The sequence below is a fragment of the Streptomyces sp. ISL-43 genome, assembly GCF_018614195.1.
Classification (GTDB): Bacteria; Actinomycetota; Actinomycetes; order Streptomycetales; family Streptomycetaceae; genus Streptomyces.
Window position 1 is genome coordinate 1 of record NZ_JAGGOT010000011.1, and the last position, 17666, is coordinate 17666.

A 17666-nucleotide genomic window follows, 5' to 3' on the forward strand; every position below is an offset into this window, starting at 1 on the left:
CCCACCCGCACCCAGGCCCCCACCCCGCAGCCCCCACCAGCCGGACCGTCACCGAAGACCCCGCCGACCTCTGCCGTCCCCGCACCCCCCGTCGTACGCTGGCCTGATGCGAACTCCACGGCAGGCAGCAAGAATTGTCGTCCTCAACCCCGCCGGGTCAGTGTTCCTGTTCCGGGAGAACAACGTGGAAGTCGGCATCCACTGGTTGCCGCCCGGCGGTGGGATCGATCCCGGGGAGACACCCGAGGAGTGCGTGCGGCGGGAGCTGCGGGAAGAGACCGGGTGGACGGACCTGGAGCCGCAGCGGTTGCTCTGCACCTGGGAGCACGACTTCACGCACCAAGGCGTTCCCGTGCGCCAGCACGAGCACATCTACGTCACCGACGGCCCCCATCGCGACCCCGTCCCGGAGTATCCCGATGCCCACTGGCGCTGGCTGTCGCGGCAGAACCTCGCCACGCTCGGTGAGCCGCTGTGGCCCCCGCGGCTCGCCGAGTTGCTCGAGGAAGCCCCCGCAGAGCCGGTGCACTTGGGCCTGCTGGCCTGAGTCCCGGACCGCCCGGACCGGCGGGGCCACCCGGCTCGGCGGAGCATCGCCCGGGACCGGCTCCCGGGCGGCCCGCCGGAGGCCGGCCGCGCCCTGGGATCCGTAGGGGCGGGCCTCAGCCGGTCGTCGCGCCCGTCGCCCGTGCGTACAGCGCCGCCGCGTAGTCGGACAGGATCGTGCTGGTCGAGACGTCGTCCGTGTCCCCGCCCGTCAGGATGCCGATGACCTTGCCGTCGGCGGCGATCCACGCGCTGCCGCTCGTACCGCCGGGGAAGTCCGCGCAGTCGAAACGCTGTTCCGTGTCGCTCGTCCGGACCGCGCGGGACGTGCAGGTGCGCGCGACCTTGCGGTCCGCCGGGTAGCCCGTCACCGTGACCTCCTCGCCCGTGCGGCCCGTGGTGTCCAGGACGGCGGCGCCGGTGACGTCCTCGATGTTGCGGCCCGAGGCGTCGGGGGCGATGCGGGCGAAGGCGAGGTCGTAGTCGTCGTCCGTATCGTCGGCCCAGTGGGGGTCCTCGAAGACCTCCGCGATCTTCCAGGTGCCGTACGGGGCGCGCCCGTCCGCGTACGCGGGTGCGAAGACCGCCCCGCCTTCGCCGGCCTGGCCCGCGAGCAGGCAGTGGCCCGCGGTGACGATCAGGTTCCGCCCGGGGCTGTGCACGACGGTCGCCGTGCAGAAGTGATCCCCGGTCACATCGCCCTCGAACAGCGCTCCGGCGATGGCCGCGGGGCCGCCCGGCTTGGGGAGCGAGGCCGACGGCCTGGGGCTCGGACTGGTGGACAACTGAGGCTGTTTCGGTGATTGCGACTGCGACGGCCGGATAGCAGAGGACGCCGTCGGGGATGCCGCCTTCGCGTGCGCGGGGGCCTTGCCGTCCGCGGCCGGCACCACCTTCGTCATGGCAGCGGACGCACCCAGCGCCGCCACCGCGCACAACACCGCGGTCACCACGGTCCGCTTGTCCACCACAGACATTCCTCCCCCACTTTGCTGTGGCGAAGCATGCCTTGCTTGCAGCGGCTACCGCAAGGGGCATCCCGGCCGACGTGTCGAGTGAGAGGCCGCCAGGGATGCGGCCGGGGGGCGCCGGAGGGGCCGACCGGCGCGATGGCCGACCACGCCCGCCACACCCCTTCCCCGCCTGTTGACAGCGGCGCGCTCCCCCTCCACACTCATCCGTATCCACTAGAAACAGTTTACGGAGGACACAGTGATCGCCGCACTCACCGCCGCCAGCCTCACCGCCGCCGCCCTCGCCGCCCCCGCCGCAGGCCTCCTCGCCCACCGCGCACTGCGCCGCACCCAGGCCGCCGCCGCCCTGCGGATCGACTCCCCGAACGGCATCGACGAGCGCGGCTTCGTCCGCATCGGCGGCATCGACCAGTGGGTCTCGGTGCGCGGCGAGGACCGGGCCAACCCCGTCGTCGTCGAGATCCACGGCGGCCCCGGCGCCGCCAACTCCATCTACACGGCGCGCACCCGGAGCTGGGAGCGGCACTTCACGATCGTCCGCTGGGACATGCGCGGCGCCGGCAAGACCTTCGGCCGGGGCGGCCCGGAGGGCCAGGGCGAGGCCACCTTCGAGCGGCTCCACGAAGACGCCGTGGAGGTCACCCGGTACGCCCGGCGCCTGCTGGGCGCGGACCGGGTGGTGCTCCTGGCCAATTCCTACGGCAGCACCTTCGGGCTGCGGCTGGCCCGCAAGCACCCCGAGCTGTACTCCGCGTACGTCGGCACCGACCAGAACATCCACACCGGCGGCCGGGACACCTCCGCCTACGACGCGCTGCTGGAGCGGCTGCGCGCCGCCGGGAAGGGCAAGCAGCTGGCGCAGGTCGAGGCGATCGGCTCGGACCCGTACGCGTGGACGCCGCGGCAGCAGGCGACGTACGCCAAGCTCTCCGCGCAGAGCGATCCGCTGACCCTCGACACGATCAAGAAGGTGGTCCTGGGCTCGATGTGGCTGTCGCCGCTGCACTCGCTGCGCGATCTGCGGGACTTCTTCAAGGGGCAGACCTTCTCGGAGCGGATCACCGGGGGAACGGCCGGCTTCGACGACCGGGCCGACGGGACGCGCTTCGAGGTCCCCTTCTTCGTCTTCCAGGGCGAGCACGACGTGCTCACCCCGACGGCGGCTGCGAAGGCCTTCTTCGACGAGGTCGAGGCACCGGTCAAGCACTTCGCGGTGATCGAGGAGTGCGGCCACTTCGCGTCGTTCCGCCGCCCGGAGCGCTTCCTGGAGCTCCTCCTCACCCACGTCACCCCGGCCATCGCGGCCACGCCCGCCCCGGGCCGGGCGTCCTGACGCGCTCCGCCGAGCTGCCGCGGCGGAGTCGGCGGCCATGCCACAGCCCCGGCCGGAGTTCTCCGGCCGGGGCTGTTGTGCAGCACGAAGGGTGGGCGGTCTGCCCCCCGGCCTACGCCCCCGGCCAGAGGCCGTCCGGGGTCAGGCCGAGGAGGTCGATCGCGTTGCCGCGCACGATGCGGTCCACGACGTCCGGGGCCAGGTGGCCCATCTGGGCCTCGCCGACCTCGCGGGACTTGGGCCAAGTGGAGTCCGAGTGGGGGTAGTCGGTCTCGTAGAGGACGTTGGCGACGCCGATCGAGTCCAGGTTCTTCAGGCCGAAGGCGTCGTCGAAGAAGCAGCCGAAGACGTGCTCGGCGAAGAGCTCCGACGGCGGGCGCAGCACCTTGTCGGCGACTCCGCCCCAGCCGCGGTTCTCCTCCCAGACCACGTTGGCGCGTTCCAGGATGTACGGGATCCAGCCGATCTGGCCCTCCGCGTACATGATCTTGAGGTTCGGGAAGCGCTCGAACTTGCCGCTCATCAGCCAGTCCACCATCGAGAAGCAGCAGTTGGCGAAGGTGATGGTGGAGCCGACGGCCGGCGGCGCGTCCGCCGAGGTGGAGGGCATGCGCGAGGACGAGCCGATGTGCATGGCGATGACCGTGCCGGTCTCGTTGCACGCCTCCAGGAAGGGGTCCCACTCGTCCGTGTGGATGGAGGGGAGCCCGAGGTGGGGCGGGATCTCCGAGAAGGCGACCGCGCGGACCCCGCGCGCCGCATTGCGGCGCACTTCGGCGGCGGCGAGGCGGGCGTCCCAGAGCGGGATCAAGGTGAGCGGGATGAGGCGGCCGGCGGCGTCGGGGCCGCACCACTCCTCCACCATCCAGTCGTTGTACGCGCGCACGCCGAGCAGGCCGAGCTCGCGGTCCTTGGCCTCGGTGAAGGTCTGGCCGCAGAAGCGCGGGAAGGTCGGGAAGCAGAGGGCCGACTGGACGTGGTTGACGTCCATGTCGGCGAGCCGCTCGGGAACCGAGAAGGAGCCCGGGCGCATCTGCTCGTACGTGATGACTTCGAGCTTGATCTCGTCCCGGTCGTAGCCGACGGCCGTGTCGAGGCGGGTGAGGGGTCGGTGCAGGTCCTCGTACACCCACCAGTCGCCTATCGGTCCGTCGTCGCCCTTGGCTCCCATCACGGGGGCGAACTTGCCTCCGAGGAAGGTCATTTCCTTCAGGGGGGCGCGGACGACGCGGGGGCCGACGTCGTGGTACTTGGACGGGAGCCGGTCCCGCCAGACGTGAGGGGGCTCAACCGTGTGGTCGTCCACCGAGATGATCTTCGGGAAGGTCTCCATGTCCTCACGGTAGCGCCAATCTGACGAACCGTCAGCTAGTTGGGAGGGGCCGGATTCGCGATCCGGTAGGACTGGGTCCGCCACGGGCTGACGTGTACGCGCAACACAGGGCAGACTGACCATTACACCTACGGAAGGCAGGGGGGACGCCAGATGGACGGCACACCGGCCATCCCGCATCAGCGGAACCACCCCGAGGCCGGTGACGCTGCCGCGGGAACCGGAATCGAAGCCGCCACCGCGGAAACCGGAGCCGGGAGTGGAGTCGGAACCGGAACCGGGAGTGGAGTCCGACCCGGAGCCGAGGCCAGAGCCGGGACCGGCAACCGCTTCGCCGTCCTCGGCCCCATCCGCGCCTGGCGCGGCGCCGAGTCGCTGCCCTCCGGCACCCCGCAGCAGCGCGCCCTGCTCGCCGTGCTCCTGCTCCGCGACGGCCGCACCGCCACCGCGCCCGAGCTCATCGACGCCATCTGGGGCGAGGACCCGCCGCAGCAGGCCCTCGCGACCATCCGTACCTACGCCTCCCGCCTGCGCAAGATCCTCGACCCCGGGCTCCTCGTCAGCGAGTCCGGCGGCTACGCGATCCGCCTGCCCCACCCCGAGGCCCTCGACCTCGGCATCGCCCGCACCCTCGCCGCCGACGCCGAGACCGCGCGCACGGAGAAGGGGGACCGCGCGCTCGCCCGTACGCTGCTGGCCCGCACCCTGAACCTGTGGGACGGCGAACCGCTGGCCGGCGTACCCGGGCCGCACGCCGACACCGAGCGCACCCGGCTCGACGAGTGGCGCCTGCAGCTGCTGGAGACCCGCCTCGACCTGGACCTGGAGCTCGGCCACCACGCCGAGGCCGTCTCCGAGCTCACCGCCCTGACCGCCGCCCACCCCCTGCGGGAGCGGCTGCGCGAACTGCTGATGCTCGCGCTCTACCGCAGCGGCCGGCAGGCCGAGGCCCTCGCTGTCTACGCCGACACCCGCCGGCTCCTCGCCGACGAGCTCGGCGTCGACCCGCGCCCCGAACTCGCCGACCTGCAGCAGCGCATCCTGCGCGCCGACACCGAACTCGCCCGTGCCGAAGACCCGGCACCGGCCGCCGCGCCCGTACACGTGAGGCCAGCCCAATTGCCCGCCACCGTCTCGGACTTCACCGGTCGCGCCAGCTTCGTCGGTGAACTCGGCGACATCCTCGCCGGCGCCGAGGGCCAGGTCATGGCCGTCTCCGCGCTCGCCGGCATCGGCGGCGTCGGCAAGACCACCCTCGCCGTGCACGTCGCGCACGCCGCCCGCCCGCACTTCCCCGACGGGCAGCTCTACGTCGACCTGCAGGGCACCGAGGCCCGCCCCGCCGAGCCCGAAGCCGTCCTCGGCTCCTTCCTGCGCGCCCTCGGCACCCCCGACACCTCGATCCCCGACTCCCCCGCCGAACGGGCCGCCCTCTACCGCTCGACCCTCGACGGCCGCCGCGTCCTCGTCCTCCTCGACAACGCCCGCGACGCCGCCCAGGTCCGCCCGCTGCTGCCGGGCACCGCGGGCTGCGCCGCCCTCGTCACCAGCCGGGTCCGGATGGCGGGCCTCGCCGGGGCGCACCTCGTCGACCTCGACGTGATGAGCCCCGAGGAGGCCCTGCAGCTGTTCACCCGGATCGTCGGAGCCGAGCGGGTCGGCGCCGAGCGCCAGGCCGCCCTCGACGTGGTCGGCGCCTGCGGCTTCCTGCCGCTCGCCATCCGCATCGCCGCCTCCCGGCTCGCCGCCCGCCGCACCTGGACGGTGTCCGTCCTCGCCGCCAAACTCGCCGACGAGCGCCGCCGCCTGGACGAGCTCCAGGCGGGCGACCTCGCCGTCAAAGCCACCTTCGAGCTGGGCTACGGCCAGCTCGAGCCCGCGCAGCAGCGCGCCTTCCGCCTGCTCGGCCTCGCCGACGGGCCGGACATCTCACTCGCCGCGGCAGCCGCGGTACTCGACCACCCGGAGCACGCCACCGAGGACCTCCTCGAGGCTTTAGTCGACTGCTCCCTGCTCGAATCGGCGGCGCCCAGCCGCTACCGCTTCCACGATCTCGTACGGCTCTACGCGCGTGCGTGCGCCGAGCGCGACGAGCAGCCGCCGAGCGAGCGCGACGCCGCCCTGGACCGGTTGCTCGACTTCTACCTGGCCACCGCCGCCGGGGTGTACGGCCTGGAGCGGCCCGGCGACCGGCTCGTCGCCCACCTGTCGGCCACCCGCCACCCCGGGCTGGCCTTCACCGAGCCGCGCGCCGCCCAGGACTGGCTGTACGCGGAGGCCGACCCGCTGCTCGCGTGCGTCCGACAGGCCGCCGTACGCACGACCGGGCGGGCAGACCTGCTGCGCCGGGCCGTGGACCTGCTGTGGGCGGCCAAGGACCTCGCCGAGTCGGGCGCCAACTCCAAGCAGTACGAGTCGGCCGCCACCGCGCTGCGCGACGCCGCGCACTCCGCGAAGGACCCGTACGCCGAGGGGCGCGCCCGGACCACGCTGACCAACACCTACCTGGTCGCGGGCCGCTTCGCCGAGGCCGACGACGAGGCCCGCCAGGCGACCCTGCTGGCCCGTACCGCCGGGGACCCGCTGCCCAGCTGCTGGGCACCCAACGATCGGGGCATCATCGCCCTCTACGAGGGCCGCTACGCGGACGGCGAGCGGTACTTGCTGGAGGCCATCGCGAACTTCCGGGCCGACGCCAACTACGTCGGCGAGGCCAGCGCCCTGTGCAACCTCTCCCGCATCCACGTGGAGCTGGGCCGGCTCCCCAGCGCCATCGACCTGGCCCAGCAGGGCATCTCCATCTACGACCGGATGGGGCTCACCCTGCGCCTGGCCAACGGCCGGTACGCGCTGGGCATCGCCCTCACCCAGGCCGAGCGGCTCTCCGAGGCGCACTCCCAACTCACGGAAGCCCTCACCCTGTTCCACGAGAACCGGCAGCCGCTGTGGGAGGGCGTGACGCACTTCCGGCTCGCCAAGGTCCACCTGGCCGCGCGCCGGCCGACGCTGGCCGCCTCGCACGCCGAACAGGCCATCGCGCTGCGGGGAATCGGCGGCGAGTGGCGTCGGGCCACCGTCCTGACCGTACTGGGCAGGGCGCTGCGGCAGTTGGGCCAGCGGGACCGGGCGCGGGTGTGCTGGCGGGACGCCGAGGTGGTGTTCACGCAGCTCAAGTCGGCCGAACTGGCGGAGGTGCGGGCGCTGTTGGCGGCCGAGATCGCTGCCTGAGGCGCGGTCCGCGGTGCGCTGCCCGTCGAGCTGAACGAGGCGTTCATCGTTCGTTTATCGCCGACCGGCACGATGGTGTTCATCGACTCGACGTGTCGGGGGGCACCCGGGTCGGCTGGAGGACCACCCGTTCGGCGGTCCGCGGGGGAATCGCCGAACGGGCCCGACCCATCCATCAGGAGATCCGATGACGACGAACGAGAACATCCTGCCGATCGACGGTGACATCAAGCCGCTCGACAACCACGCTTCCGGCGTCGAGATCAAGCCGCTGGACAATCACGCGTCGGGTGTGGAGATCAAGCCTCTCGACAACCACGCCTCGGACGAGGACATCGTGACGCTCGACAACCACGCGTCGGGTCCGGGTCTGTAAGTCCACCAGAGCGCGTACGGCCCGGGTGTCGGGGGACACGGGGGAACACGGGGGACCGGGTCGTACGGCACGGACGTACCACGGGGGGACCGGGGGTCACGGGGGACCAACGGGGGTGCACGGGGGAACGGCGGCCGCGGTGGCCAGGAGGGGGACCACCGCGGCCGCCGTATGCCCGTGTCCGGGTACGGTCGCCTCCCGCCTGTAGGCGTGGGTCGGCGTCAGCCGAGCCGGGCGTCAGCCGAGCCGGAGCAGCCGCTCCACTCCCCTTGCCGCCTCCAGCAGCGTCGGCGAGAACCGCTCCAGCTCCTCCCGCGTGGTCAGGAACGTGACGCCGGTCAGGCTCACGGCGCCCACCGGGACCCCGTCACGGTCGAAGACGGGTGCGCCCAGGCAGCGGACCGAGGGCTCGCTCTCCTCGTCGTCGACGGCGTAGCCGTGCGCACGGACCCGGTTCAGCTCGGTCGCGAGCCGGGCCCGGTCGGTGAGGGTCCGCGGGGTCAGGGCGGGCATGCCGGCGGCGCGGAGGATCTCCTCGGCCTCCTCCGGCGGCAGGTGCGCGAGGACGGCCTTGCCGACGGCGGTGGCATGCATGGGGATCCGGGTGCCGACGCGCGAGGCGGTCCGGAAGGGCTGGTCGCTCTCGATCTTGCGGATGTACATGAGCGCGTTGCCGCTGCGCAGCGCCAGGTGGACGGCCTGGCCGGTGCACTCGCGGAGCAGTTCCAGCAGCTCGACGATGCCTTCGGGCCGGTCGGTGGAGATCCGGGCGGCGAGGGTGCGCAACCGCAGGCCCTCGTTCCGCATGGCACTCGTCACGAAATCCCCAAGGATAGGCAAAATACGGTCATCACACCTTACGTGGGGTGATGCCCGATTCGGCCAGGGTCCAAGGGCCCGTCACGACACTCCCGAAGACACGTCGCCCGCGGGTACCCGGTCACTAGGCTGGCCGGTGTGTTTACCTCACAGGGCCCGACCCTGCGCGAACTGGCCGTACAGGCCCTGTCCTCCGTCGAGCGGGGCTACGACCTGCTGGCGCCCAAGTTCGACCGGACGCCCTTCCGCACCCCCGACCGGATGCTCGACGCGGTCGAGGAGACCCTCGCGGCCCGCGAGGGCTCCTTCGGCACCGGTCTCGACGTGTGCTGCGGTACGGGCGCCGGCCTCGGGATGCTGCAGCGGCTGTGCCGGGGCCGGGTGACCGGGGTGGATCTGAGCGTGGGCATGCTGGCCGAGGCCGGACTCGCACACCCCGACAAGCGCGTGGACCTCCTGCGCGCCGACGCGCGGGCCCTGCCGGCCGCGCTGGCGGACTCGTACGACCTGGCGGTCAGCTTCGGCGCCTTCGGCCACTTCCTCCCGGCCGAGCGGCCCGCCGTCTTCTCCGGGGTCCACACGGCCCTGCGCCCCGGCGGCGTCTTCGCCTTCCCGATCGGCGCACCGATCCCGCCGACCCACCCGGCCTGGTGGGCCACGGCCGGCTTCGACGCGGCGATGCGCGTCCGCAACGCCGTCTGGCGCCCGCCGTTCGTCATGTACTACCGCACCTTCCCCTTCGGCCCCGTCCGCAGGGACCTCCGCGCGGCCGGCTTCACGGTGGACACCGTCCCCCTGACCCACTTCGGCCACCGCGAGGACGGCACCCCACACTGGCGCCTGATCCTGGCCCGCCGGGCGGCGTAGTACGCCGACTCCCGCGCACCCGGCTCCCGCGCGGCGGTTACGGGTGGGTCGCGGAGTGGCTCGAGGAGCGGGTGAAGAGCACCCGGCCCAGGTCCAGCACGCTCAGGCCGAACATCAGGACGCCCAGGGGGACATGGAGCGACGGCTTGTGCGCGATGCCCAGCAGCACCTGCGCCGACGCGAGTACGAGGAAGCCGGACGCGTACAGGATGGGGCGGGGCGAGCCGCCGCCCGGGCGCCATGCCAGGATCGCGGCGAGCAAGTACAGCATCGACGCGCCGTACATCACGCGCGCTCCGACGCCGTGCAGTGCCTCGCCGTGGGACGAGGACAGCAGCAGTCCGGCGGTGGCCGCCTGGAAGAAGATGGCCAAGGTCTGCAGGGCTATCGAGACCTGCACGAACGTGAACCTGCCCTGAACCGGCGTCGCCTGTACGGCCATGACGTGGGCCCCCTCATCTGCCTCGCGGCGGTGGATCGGTACTGTCTCGGTAGTCCGACGACGCAGGCCCGCGAAATGTGAGGCGACGCGGAGAAACAGGGAGCGATCGCGATCACGAGCACCCCGACCGAGCAGGGGCACGACCCGTCAGCGCCGAGCCTGGGCGCGGTCGTCGACGAGCGGCGCCGGCTGATCAACCTCGCCTACCGGATGCTCGGTTCGCTGGCCGAGGCCGAGGACGCCGTGCAGGAGACGTACACCCGCTGGTACGCGATGTCGCGGCAGCGACAGGACGCCGTCGAGTCGCCCGGCGCCTGGCTGACGACGGTGGCCAGCCGCATCTGCCTGGACGTCCTCGGATCGGCGCGGGCCCGGCGCGAGCGCTACGTCGGCGCGTGGATACCCGAGCCGCTGCCCGACCGTACGGAGTGGTCCGGCGGGCCGGCGGGCGACGGCAGGGCGGAGCCGGCCGACCCCGCCGACCGGATCACCCTGGACGAGTCGGTGAACATGGCCTTCCTCGTCGTGCTGGAGTCGATGACGCCGGCCGAACGCGTGGCGTTCATCCTGCACGACGTCTTCCGGTACCCCTTCGCCGAAGTCGCCGAGATCGTCGGCCGCACGCCCGCGGCCTGCCGGCAGCTGGCGTCCTCGGCCCGTCGACGTACGCGCGCCGCCCGGACTCCGGCAGCTCCGACGGCCGGGCAGGCCGGTCTGGTACGGGATTTCAAGGTGGCGTGGGAGGCCAAGGACATCCGGGCCCTCGTCGGCCTCCTCGACCCCGACGCCACGATGGCCGCCGACGGCGGCGGCCTCGTCGGCACGGTCCTGCGCCCGGTCGAGGGCAGCGAACGCATCGCCCAGTACCTGATCCACATCGCCGACAAGGCCCCCGGGCTGACACTCCTGGAGCGGACGGTCAACGGCCTGCCCGGCCTGGTCGCCCAGCACGGCGGCGTCACCGTGACGGTGGCGGCGTTCAGTCTGGACGGCGACCGCATTGCTCGTATCTGGGCGGTCCGCAACCCGGAGAAACTCCGTGCGTGGACGGAGAGCGGACAGAACTGACCCGGCGCCGCACATCGGATCACGCGGCCCGGCCGGCAGTGCCGGTTCGGGTCGAACTCGGGTGGGACGCGACACCCTTCACGCAGCGCCCTCCAGGAAGGTGTGTTCACCCATGTGACCGAGGAACAGCATGCACGCGTCCTCTACCTCGCCAGGTCCCAGCTCGGTGCAGTCCGGGAACTCCACCAAGCGGCCGTCGTCGCCGTCCCCCTTCCAGCTCACCCAGAGAGCGGCCATGCCATCGGATCTCAGGGAGTCCACTAGGTGATCGATTCCAAGGGATAGCTGCGCGGATGCAGGTTCCCGTTTCTGGTGGCGGAAGCCTCATTGGGGTGGCGGCGCGATGGCGGCTACGCCACCGAAGCGGGATGCGAGGCGGTTGCCCTCAGCAGTGCAGCGTGAACGAAGTTTCCCCGTGGGATCGGCCGTTGACCTGGAGCTGCACCAGATGGACACCCGGGTGGTAGCGCCGCGTGCTGATCGGCTTGAAGGAGTGTCTGCGGGTCGCGCTCCACGTCTCGCCGGGAGCCAGGGACCGCGTGGTGAGTTTGAAGACCTTGGGGGTGCGGGTCCCGTTGGCCTTCATGTGGAGGACGACGTAGTCGATGACGAGGTGAGCGGTCTGATCGTGAGTGTTCGTCACCGAGTAGTCGAACAGCAGATAGTCGCCGACCCGGATCTCTGAGGCGTGGACGTGCGGGCCCTCGACGGCGACGGGACTGTCCGGGAAGTGGCCGAGCAGCGTAAGTGCCCCGGCGTGGCCGGACTTGATCAGGGTCCGAAGGCCGTGCCGTACCAATCGGGTCGTCGTCGGCGCTGGGTCGCTCAGCCAGCGCGCCGCGACACCAGTGGCGATGTCGGGGTGGTCACGGCTGATGTCGTTGAGGTGGTTGGCCACTGATCTGCGGACGTACTCGGAGTCATCCCGGTACAGCGCGTCGAGGAGGGGCAGTGCGGGTGCCGGATCCGCGATCAGCTCCGGAAGCTGGGGCGCCCAGGGGAGTCTTGGCCGCGTGCCTTCACTGGCCAGTCGACGGACGTGGAGGTCGGGATGCGCGGTCCACCGCGTCATGACCCGGAGCGCGCGTTCCAGGTCGGCACGGAGGAAGGGCCGGACGGCGATCTCCGCGGTCAGGCGCGGGGTGAGTTCTGTCAGCAGGGCGAGCGCCGGTTCGAAGGCGTCCTGGCCCCGTTCGGCGACGGCCTCGGTGACAGGGAAGATCATCCATCCGGTGAAATCGCTGTCTCGCAGGGCGGCGCGCAACACGTTCGCGAAGGCCGGGTAGTCCGCCGGAAGATCAGCCAGGACGGCATTTCTGATCAGGGCGACACGCTCGGTGAAGCTCAGCCCGTCCAGCACGGCGCCGCACCCCCGGGTCTCATGCGCCGTGATCCCGTCACCGGCTCGCGCAAGGCATCGGGCGAGATCGGCGACGGTGTCCGCGCTGAGTAGTTCGTCTGCCGAGGGCACGGCGTCATTCTCCTTGAGCTCGGGGGCTATGTGGTGTGCAGTACCTGGGCGTGCCGCATCTCGTGCACTGTGCCGATTCGGCTGAAGAAGCCCTGTGCCCGGGGGTCGGTCGGCATTTCCTTGGCCGCGCGCTCAGCGACGGCGGCGGACGACCAGATGATGAAGTCCAGGACGGTGCCGTCGTCGAACTGGGCGAGGTGGGCGCCCTGAAAGCCGTCGCCGTACTGCTCCTTGAGTAGTTCGACGAGCTGCTCTCGGTGGGCCGTGAGGGCGGCGGGGTCGTCGGTGTCGAACCTGACGTACTCGATGGTTGCGCTCATGGCATCACCCTTCGTCGACCATTTGACTCACGGATTTGATGGATCAAATCCGTGAGTCGAACTTATCACGGGTTCGCTGACCTGAATCCAGTAGATTGAGGGGCATGACCATCCGGGACCTGCAGGAAATGCCGTGGATCGGCGAGGACCCGGTCCTCGACCTGGCCAACACCGTCGTCGTCGGCGCAGGCCCGGGGCGCGGCGACATCGACTTCCTCGCCGATCAGGAACTCACCAGGCGATGGCGCGCCCGCGCCGCCGACCGCAGATTGGCCGCCCTCTCCTTGGAGGAGCTGGAGCGGCTGCGTGGGTTGGTCCGCGACGCGCTGGACGCGACAGCCGGACAGCGGCCGCTCACCGACAGCCTGCGGACCCGCCTGAACGAACTCGCCTCGTCCGCCCCCGTCGTCTTCCGGATGACCGGCGACGGCCTGCTCGCACAGCAGGAACAGGGCGGCGGCGCCGACGCCGTCGTCGCCCGCGAGACGCTCGTCCTGGCCGCGGGTCCAGACCGTCAGCGGGTGCGGCGCTGCCACGCCCCCAGTTGCGGCATGTTCTTCCTGGCCAGGCGCCGCGACCAGGCATGGTGTTCCCTCGGCTGCGGCAACCGGGCGAGGTCCACCCGGCGCCAGCCACGAGAAACGGGAACCCCCAGCTGATGAGACAGGGGAACCCAAAATCAGGTTGTGTTGTGACACCAGACTTGGACTCCCTCGCGACCGCACTCCATGCGGAGACCGACGACCTGCTGAAGGGTTCGCCGCAGCTTGCTCCGTGGCGGCCAGCGGTGGGTATCGCCCCGAAGCTCACCGACGCCGAGCTGGTCACGCTCGCGATGATGCAGGCCATGCTCGGCTTCACCTCCGAGGCCCGGTGGCTCCGCCATGCGCGCTCCCACCTGCGGCATCTCTGCCCGTACCTGCCCAAGCAGCCCGGCTACAACAAGCGCCTGCGCAAGGCGGCCGAGCTGCTCCGCCGGGTCACCCGGCTGCTGGCCACCGAGACCACCGTGTGGAGCGACAACGTGTGGATCGTGGACTCCACGCCGGTGGAGTGTGGCCGCTCACGCGAGACCGTCAAACGTTCCGACCTGGCTGGATGGGCCGAGTACGGGTACTGCGCCAGCCACAGCCGCTTCTTCTGGGGCCTTCGGCTGCACCTGGTGTGCACCCTCCAGGGCCTGCCCATCGCCTTCGCCCTGACCGGAGCCAAGGCCGACGAGCGCGAGACCCTGCTGGACCTGTTCGCCGCCGAACCGCACCTCCTCGCCAACCGACCCGGCCAGACTCTGATCGGCGACAAGAACTATTTCGGCCGTGACTTCGAACATCAACTGGCTGAGCAGGACATCCGGCTACTGCGGCCAGCCCGCAAGGGCGAGCCGGAGCGGCCAGGAGCACCCCTGTTCAAACCGCTGCGGCAGGTCATCGAGTCAGTCAACGAGACCTTCAAGGGACAGCTCGATCTCGAACAGCATCGAGGACGCACGCCCGGCGGGGTCACCGCCCGCGTCATGCAGCGCAAAGTGGTCACTCGGACCGTGGTCGAGAAGCATGCATTGCACGGAGCGCACCGGCCGGAAGCCTGCGGGGATGAGGGGCAGTGCCGCCGCTTCGTTCTGCCGCGACAACCGATGCCAACGCGCGCAGCGCATGGGCTTCACGAGGTCGGCCACAGCGACCGGGCCGACACGGTCCGGCGTCCCAGGCAACTGCCACATCCACACGGCGGGTATCGGCCCGGGTCGGACAGGACGGCCACCGGGTCACCCTCACGCACCACAGACTCCTGGCCCCATGTCCGCCCCGCATCCCGCGACACCCGCAGAGTCATCAACACACGCGGCTCACCACCGCCCAAGCCCGGGATCACATCGGTCCCCTGGTGAAACACCAAGCGCCATGAGGATGCATAACCGATCTCCCTCTCAGCGTGGTTGGGGTGACATGCACAGATACTCCGTCGCTCGTCAGGGCGTTGCCACCCCGTTTCCAGGACGTTTGGGACGGTTCGTGACTACGGTTCGTTCCGTCCCGAGCGTCCCGTGGAGGCGAACGGTGAATCACGCTCTGCGCCGTGCGATGGCGAAAGCCAAGATGACCGAAACGCAGCTCGCCGAGGCATGCGGGATTGATCCCAAGACGGTCGGCCGATGGATCACCGAGCCGAACCGTGTCCCCCACGCCCGCCATCGATGGGCTGCCTGCGAGGCATTAGGCGAGGAGGAAACAGCCTTGTGGCCAAACGCCATCCGGTCGGCACTCACAACCGGGCCGGACAAGGAGATCGTGCAAGTCTTCCCCTACCGGTCAGCCGCGCCAGCAGGCTTGTGGCGCGGCCTGGTGACGAAGGCACGGCGTGAGCTGGTCTTCGCCGGATACACCAATTACTTCCTGTGGCTTGAGCAGGCCAACCTGGCCGGCGCGCTTCGCCGCAAGGCGGAGGCCGGCTGCCGGGTCCGGTTCTTGGTCGGGGACCCGAACAGCCCGATCACAGCGGCGCGAGAAGCCGACGAGGGAGTACCACTCACACTGTCCACTCGTATCGCCGTGACGTTGAACGAACTGACGAAGCTTCAAGACGTGGACGGCATCGAAGGGCGCTTCGAGACCGGCCACGTCAACCTGTCCGTCTTCCGGTTCGATGACGAGATGATCGTGACGCCGATCCTGGCTCGCCGCGTTGGGCACGACTCACCGATGATGCACTTGCGACGCCGCCAGACGGACGGCATGTTCGACCGGTTCTCCGCTCACGTCGAGGAGTTGTGGAGCCGAGGACGCGACATTCGGGAGGTAGGCCAAGATGCCCAGACGTGACTACGAGGACGATCCCCAAGCCCCCAAGGCGAACAGTCTCGTACCTGCCGCCTCGGCCGTGGTCGTGGACGAAGGCGGACGCGTCCTCCTGCAGCGCCGCACCGACAACGGGATGTGGGCCCTCCCCGGCGGGAAGATGGAGCTTGGCGAATCTCTCGGGGACTGTGCCGTCCGGGAGACGTTCGAGGAGACGGGCGTGACGGTTGAGATCACCGGAATCGTCGGGACGTACACCAACCCGGGCCACGTCTTCTCCTACGACGACGGCGAAGTGCGGCAGGAGTTTTCCATCTGCCTCCTTGCCCGGCCGACCGGAGGAAGCCTGCGCGTGTCGGACGAGTCGTTCGAGGTGGCGTGGTTCACGCCGGAGGCCGTGGATGATCTCCCGATGGTGCCCGCCATCCGCAGGCGCATCGACGACTGGAGGGCCGGGCGCGGCCCCGCCATTCGCTGAATCGCGGGCCTCGTTCCAGTCAGCGTGACAACGAGCGCCCCCGGCCGACCGCGGCCAAGAGGTCTGGCTGATGCGACGGCCGGGACACGTTTCCACCTCTGCGGCGGACTCTCTCCGCGCACCCGGTCTCGGGCCGCCATTCGGTCGCAGCCGACAGTGCCGATTCGCGTCGAACTCGCGTGCTGGAGCGGTGCTTTGCCGGGTCGTGGCCGGCCGCGACCCGGTGACCAACGATGCTTCTTTTGCTTGGAAGTACCCAGAGAAAGAACTCAGTCCAGACCCCTCCAGCCTCCCGCGGCAGGGCTACTCACTCGCACGGGTGAATCGTCCCACTGGGCTGGATTTCGAGGTGGTTGTCTGGCATATGCTCGCCCCGACAACTCAGACATGAGACGGCCCCCGCCGGGACTGCGAATCCCGATCGAGGGCCTGACCAACGAGGAAGTAGCGCTTCCTGATGGCTTCGGTGCACTTTACCCCGCCCACGCGCGCGACATACGGCGTTCGGCACGCCAACATCCGCCTCACCGGGCGGTTCACGGTCGTGAGCAACGACCTCATTCAGCATCCCGAGATGTCGGCGGTCGCGCGGATCCTGGGGATCTTCATCCAGTCGCTGCCCGCCGGGACCCCCATCGGCATCAAGGACCTGGTCAAGCGGCTTCCGCTCGGGGAGATCTCGATCGGCAACGGGCTGCGGGAGCTGGTGGCGTTCGGGTACCTGGAACGGTCCCTGGAGAGCCTGCCGGGCGGTCGGATCGTCACCCGCACGGTGTCCTACAACCATCCGCGGGCGGCCGTCACCCTTCCCGGCGGCCCTACGGCGCCGCCGTCAGCACCGCCACCGCCGCCCTCACCTCCGGCGGACCCTCCCGCCCCGCCACCACCCCCGGCGGACCCTCCCGTGGCGGCGCCGCCACAAGTGCCGCCGCCGGTGGATCCCCAGCCCGCGTCAGAGCCCGACGCAGAACCGGAATCGGGGCCGGAACCCGCCGCAAAGCCGGAAACGGAGCCCGCCCCGAAGCCGGAACCGGAGCCGGAACCGGATACCTCCCCCGCCTCGACCACGGCATCCGCCGACAGCCTCCCCGTACCCCGGGGCCGCGACAACCCGGCCCGGCACCGGCTCGCCCTCGAGGTCCTCGCGGAGCTCCGCCGGAGCAACCCCCGGCTGCTGCTCGGCGAGCGGGACATCCGGTACCTCGCGGGCGGCGTCGAGGCCTGGTTGGAGCGCGGGGCCGACGTGCACGCGCTGGTCGGCGTCCTGACGGCGAAGCTCCCGGCACCGCTCCACAACCCGGCCGGGCTCATCGCCCACCGCCTCGCGGTCCAGCTGCCACCGCCCCTGGTGCCGATCGCCCGCGCCCCCGCCTTCGTACCGCCGGATCCCCTCCAGAACTGCCCGGAATGCGACCGCGCCTTCCGCGGCCCCGCCCCCGGGTTCTGCAAGGGCTGCGACCGGTGAGCCGGTGCAGCGGCTCGTGGCGGGTTCCCGGACCATTCGGCCGGACCGCTGCCAGGGCCATGTATCCGGTCCGCTCGACGAAGTGCGGGCCGTGGCCGAGGAGTACTACCGCCACTGACCGTGCCGGCCGGCGGCCGTAGCGGCCGCCGAG

At 70.9% G+C, this 17666-nt stretch carries 17 protein-coding genes and 1 pseudogene; 11 read left to right on the top strand and 7 right to left on the bottom strand.

Going from position 1 to position 17666, the window contains the following annotated elements; genetic code table 11:
* Nucleotides 1-106 precede the first annotated feature (106 nt).
* Nucleotides 107-547 (top strand): NUDIX hydrolase, encoded by a 441-nt coding sequence (locus tag J7F03_RS06725; protein WP_214947734.1) that lies wholly within the window; start codon nt 107-109, stop codon nt 545-547.
* A gap of 115 nt (nt 548-662) precedes the next feature.
* Here J7F03_RS06725 and J7F03_RS06730 read toward each other — a convergent pair whose 3' ends face one another.
* Nucleotides 663-1523, bottom strand: a complete 861-nt coding sequence (locus tag J7F03_RS06730) for a serine protease (protein ID WP_214947735.1) — start codon at nt 1521-1523, stop codon at nt 663-665.
* A gap of 235 nt (nt 1524-1758) precedes the next feature.
* Here J7F03_RS06730 and J7F03_RS06735 point away from each other — a divergent pair, with 235 nt between their 5' ends.
* Nucleotides 1759-2853: an alpha/beta hydrolase gene (locus J7F03_RS06735; RefSeq protein ID WP_308379180.1), complete on the top strand. Its 1095-nt coding sequence runs from the start codon at nt 1759-1761 to the stop codon at nt 2851-2853.
* Nucleotides 2854-2965: 112 nt separating this feature from the next.
* On the opposite strand, the gene J7F03_RS06740 is transcribed toward J7F03_RS06735, so the two are convergent.
* Entirely contained in the window at nt 2966-4186 is a 1221-nt protein-coding gene (locus J7F03_RS06740; RefSeq protein ID WP_214947736.1) for an amidohydrolase family protein, read from the bottom strand.
* A 153-nt stretch (nt 4187-4339) separates the two neighbouring features.
* Here J7F03_RS06740 and J7F03_RS06745 point away from each other — a divergent pair, with 153 nt between their 5' ends.
* On the top strand, nt 4340-7414 hold the full coding sequence (locus tag J7F03_RS06745; RefSeq protein ID WP_214947737.1) for a BTAD domain-containing putative transcriptional regulator: 3075 nt from the start codon (nt 4340-4342) through the stop codon (nt 7412-7414).
* A gap of 187 nt (nt 7415-7601) precedes the next feature.
* Nucleotides 7602-7790, top strand: coding sequence for a hypothetical protein (locus J7F03_RS06750; RefSeq protein WP_214947738.1), 189 nt, complete (start codon nt 7602-7604; stop codon nt 7788-7790).
* Nucleotides 7791-8027: 237 nt separating this feature from the next.
* On the opposite strand, the gene J7F03_RS40870 is transcribed toward J7F03_RS06750, so the two are convergent.
* Complete coding sequence (locus J7F03_RS40870) at nt 8028-8609, bottom strand: IclR family transcriptional regulator (protein WP_214947739.1); 582 nt, start codon at nt 8607-8609, stop codon at nt 8028-8030.
* 138 nt (nt 8610-8747) lie between these two features.
* Here J7F03_RS40870 and J7F03_RS06760 point away from each other — a divergent pair, with 138 nt between their 5' ends.
* Nucleotides 8748-9476: a class I SAM-dependent methyltransferase gene (locus J7F03_RS06760; protein ID WP_214947740.1), complete on the top strand. Its 729-nt coding sequence runs from the start codon at nt 8748-8750 to the stop codon at nt 9474-9476.
* Nucleotides 9477-9513: 37 nt separating this feature from the next.
* Here the strand turns inward: J7F03_RS06760 and J7F03_RS06765 are convergent, their stop codons facing one another.
* A complete protein-coding gene (locus J7F03_RS06765) occupies nt 9514-9918 on the bottom strand; it encodes a hypothetical protein (RefSeq protein ID WP_214947741.1) in 405 nt (134 codons plus the stop codon).
* Nucleotides 9919-10128: 210 nt separating this feature from the next.
* Between J7F03_RS06765 and sigJ the strand changes: the two genes are divergently transcribed.
* Nucleotides 10129-10986, top strand: a complete 858-nt coding sequence (gene sigJ, locus J7F03_RS06770) for an RNA polymerase sigma factor SigJ (RefSeq protein ID WP_251071532.1) — start codon at nt 10129-10131, stop codon at nt 10984-10986.
* 78 nt (nt 10987-11064) lie between these two features.
* Here the strand turns inward: sigJ and J7F03_RS06775 are convergent, their stop codons facing one another.
* The 3 genes from J7F03_RS06775 to J7F03_RS06785 all read right to left on the bottom strand — a co-directional run bounded on the left by J7F03_RS06775 (nt 11065) and on the right by J7F03_RS06785 (nt 12777).
* Complete coding sequence (locus J7F03_RS06775) at nt 11065-11223, bottom strand: hypothetical protein (RefSeq protein ID WP_214947742.1); 159 nt, start codon at nt 11221-11223, stop codon at nt 11065-11067.
* 148 nt (nt 11224-11371) lie between these two features.
* Nucleotides 11372-12457 carry a DNA alkylation repair protein gene (locus J7F03_RS06780; RefSeq protein ID WP_214947743.1) on the bottom strand — a complete coding sequence of 362 codons (1086 nt, stop codon included), beginning with the start codon at nt 12455-12457 and terminating at the stop codon, nt 11372-11374.
* 26 nt (nt 12458-12483) lie between these two features.
* The gene (locus J7F03_RS06785) at nt 12484-12777 is read right to left on the bottom strand and encodes a hypothetical protein (protein ID WP_214947744.1); all 294 of its coding nucleotides are present in this window, start codon (nt 12775-12777) and stop codon (nt 12484-12486) included.
* A 104-nt stretch (nt 12778-12881) separates the two neighbouring features.
* Between J7F03_RS06785 and J7F03_RS06790 the strand changes: the two genes are divergently transcribed.
* From J7F03_RS06790 to J7F03_RS06810, 5 genes and pseudogenes are all read left to right on the top strand, one after another.
* Complete coding sequence (locus tag J7F03_RS06790; protein ID WP_214947745.1) at nt 12882-13436, top strand: ABATE domain-containing protein; 555 nt, start codon at nt 12882-12884, stop codon at nt 13434-13436.
* 32 nt (nt 13437-13468) lie between these two features.
* Nucleotides 13469-14323 (top strand): annotated as a pseudogene (locus J7F03_RS06795) (IS982 family transposase); the annotation flags it as partial.
* 511 nt (nt 14324-14834) lie between these two features.
* Nucleotides 14835-15596: a helix-turn-helix domain-containing protein gene (locus J7F03_RS06800; protein WP_214947746.1), complete on the top strand. Its 762-nt coding sequence runs from the start codon at nt 14835-14837 to the stop codon at nt 15594-15596.
* Nucleotides 15583-16050, top strand: coding sequence for an NUDIX hydrolase (locus J7F03_RS06805; RefSeq protein WP_214947747.1), 468 nt, complete (start codon nt 15583-15585; stop codon nt 16048-16050). Before J7F03_RS06800 ends, J7F03_RS06805 begins: the two co-directional genes overlap by 14 nt.
* A gap of 544 nt (nt 16051-16594) precedes the next feature.
* On the top strand, nt 16595-17515 hold the full coding sequence (locus J7F03_RS06810; RefSeq protein WP_251071556.1) for a helix-turn-helix domain-containing protein: 921 nt from the start codon (nt 16595-16597) through the stop codon (nt 17513-17515).
* Nucleotides 17516-17666 lie beyond the last annotated feature (151 nt).

Coding starts and splice junctions, on each gene's coding strand:
- J7F03_RS06805 (WP_214947747.1), top strand. CDS start 15,583: ATGCCCAGACGTGACTACGAGGACGATCCCCAAGCCCCCAAGGCGAAC.
- J7F03_RS06775 (WP_214947742.1), bottom strand. CDS start 11,223: ATGGCCGCTCTCTGGGTGAGCTGGAAGGGGGACGGCGACGACGGCCGC.
- J7F03_RS06750 (WP_214947738.1), top strand. CDS start 7,602: ATGACGACGAACGAGAACATCCTGCCGATCGACGGTGACATCAAGCCG.
- J7F03_RS06785 (WP_214947744.1), bottom strand. CDS start 12,777: ATGAGCGCAACCATCGAGTACGTCAGGTTCGACACCGACGACCCCGCC.
- J7F03_RS06765 (WP_214947741.1), bottom strand. CDS start 9,918: ATGGCCGTACAGGCGACGCCGGTTCAGGGCAGGTTCACGTTCGTGCAG.
- J7F03_RS06730 (WP_214947735.1), bottom strand. CDS start 1,523: ATGTCTGTGGTGGACAAGCGGACCGTGGTGACCGCGGTGTTGTGCGCG.
- sigJ (WP_251071532.1), top strand. CDS start 10,129: ATGCTCGGTTCGCTGGCCGAGGCCGAGGACGCCGTGCAGGAGACGTAC.
- J7F03_RS06740 (WP_214947736.1), bottom strand. CDS start 4,186: ATGGAGACCTTCCCGAAGATCATCTCGGTGGACGACCACACGGTTGAG.
- J7F03_RS06725 (WP_214947734.1), top strand. CDS start 107: ATGCGAACTCCACGGCAGGCAGCAAGAATTGTCGTCCTCAACCCCGCC.
- J7F03_RS06745 (WP_214947737.1), top strand. CDS start 4,340: ATGGACGGCACACCGGCCATCCCGCATCAGCGGAACCACCCCGAGGCC.
- J7F03_RS06790 (WP_214947745.1), top strand. CDS start 12,882: ATGACCATCCGGGACCTGCAGGAAATGCCGTGGATCGGCGAGGACCCG.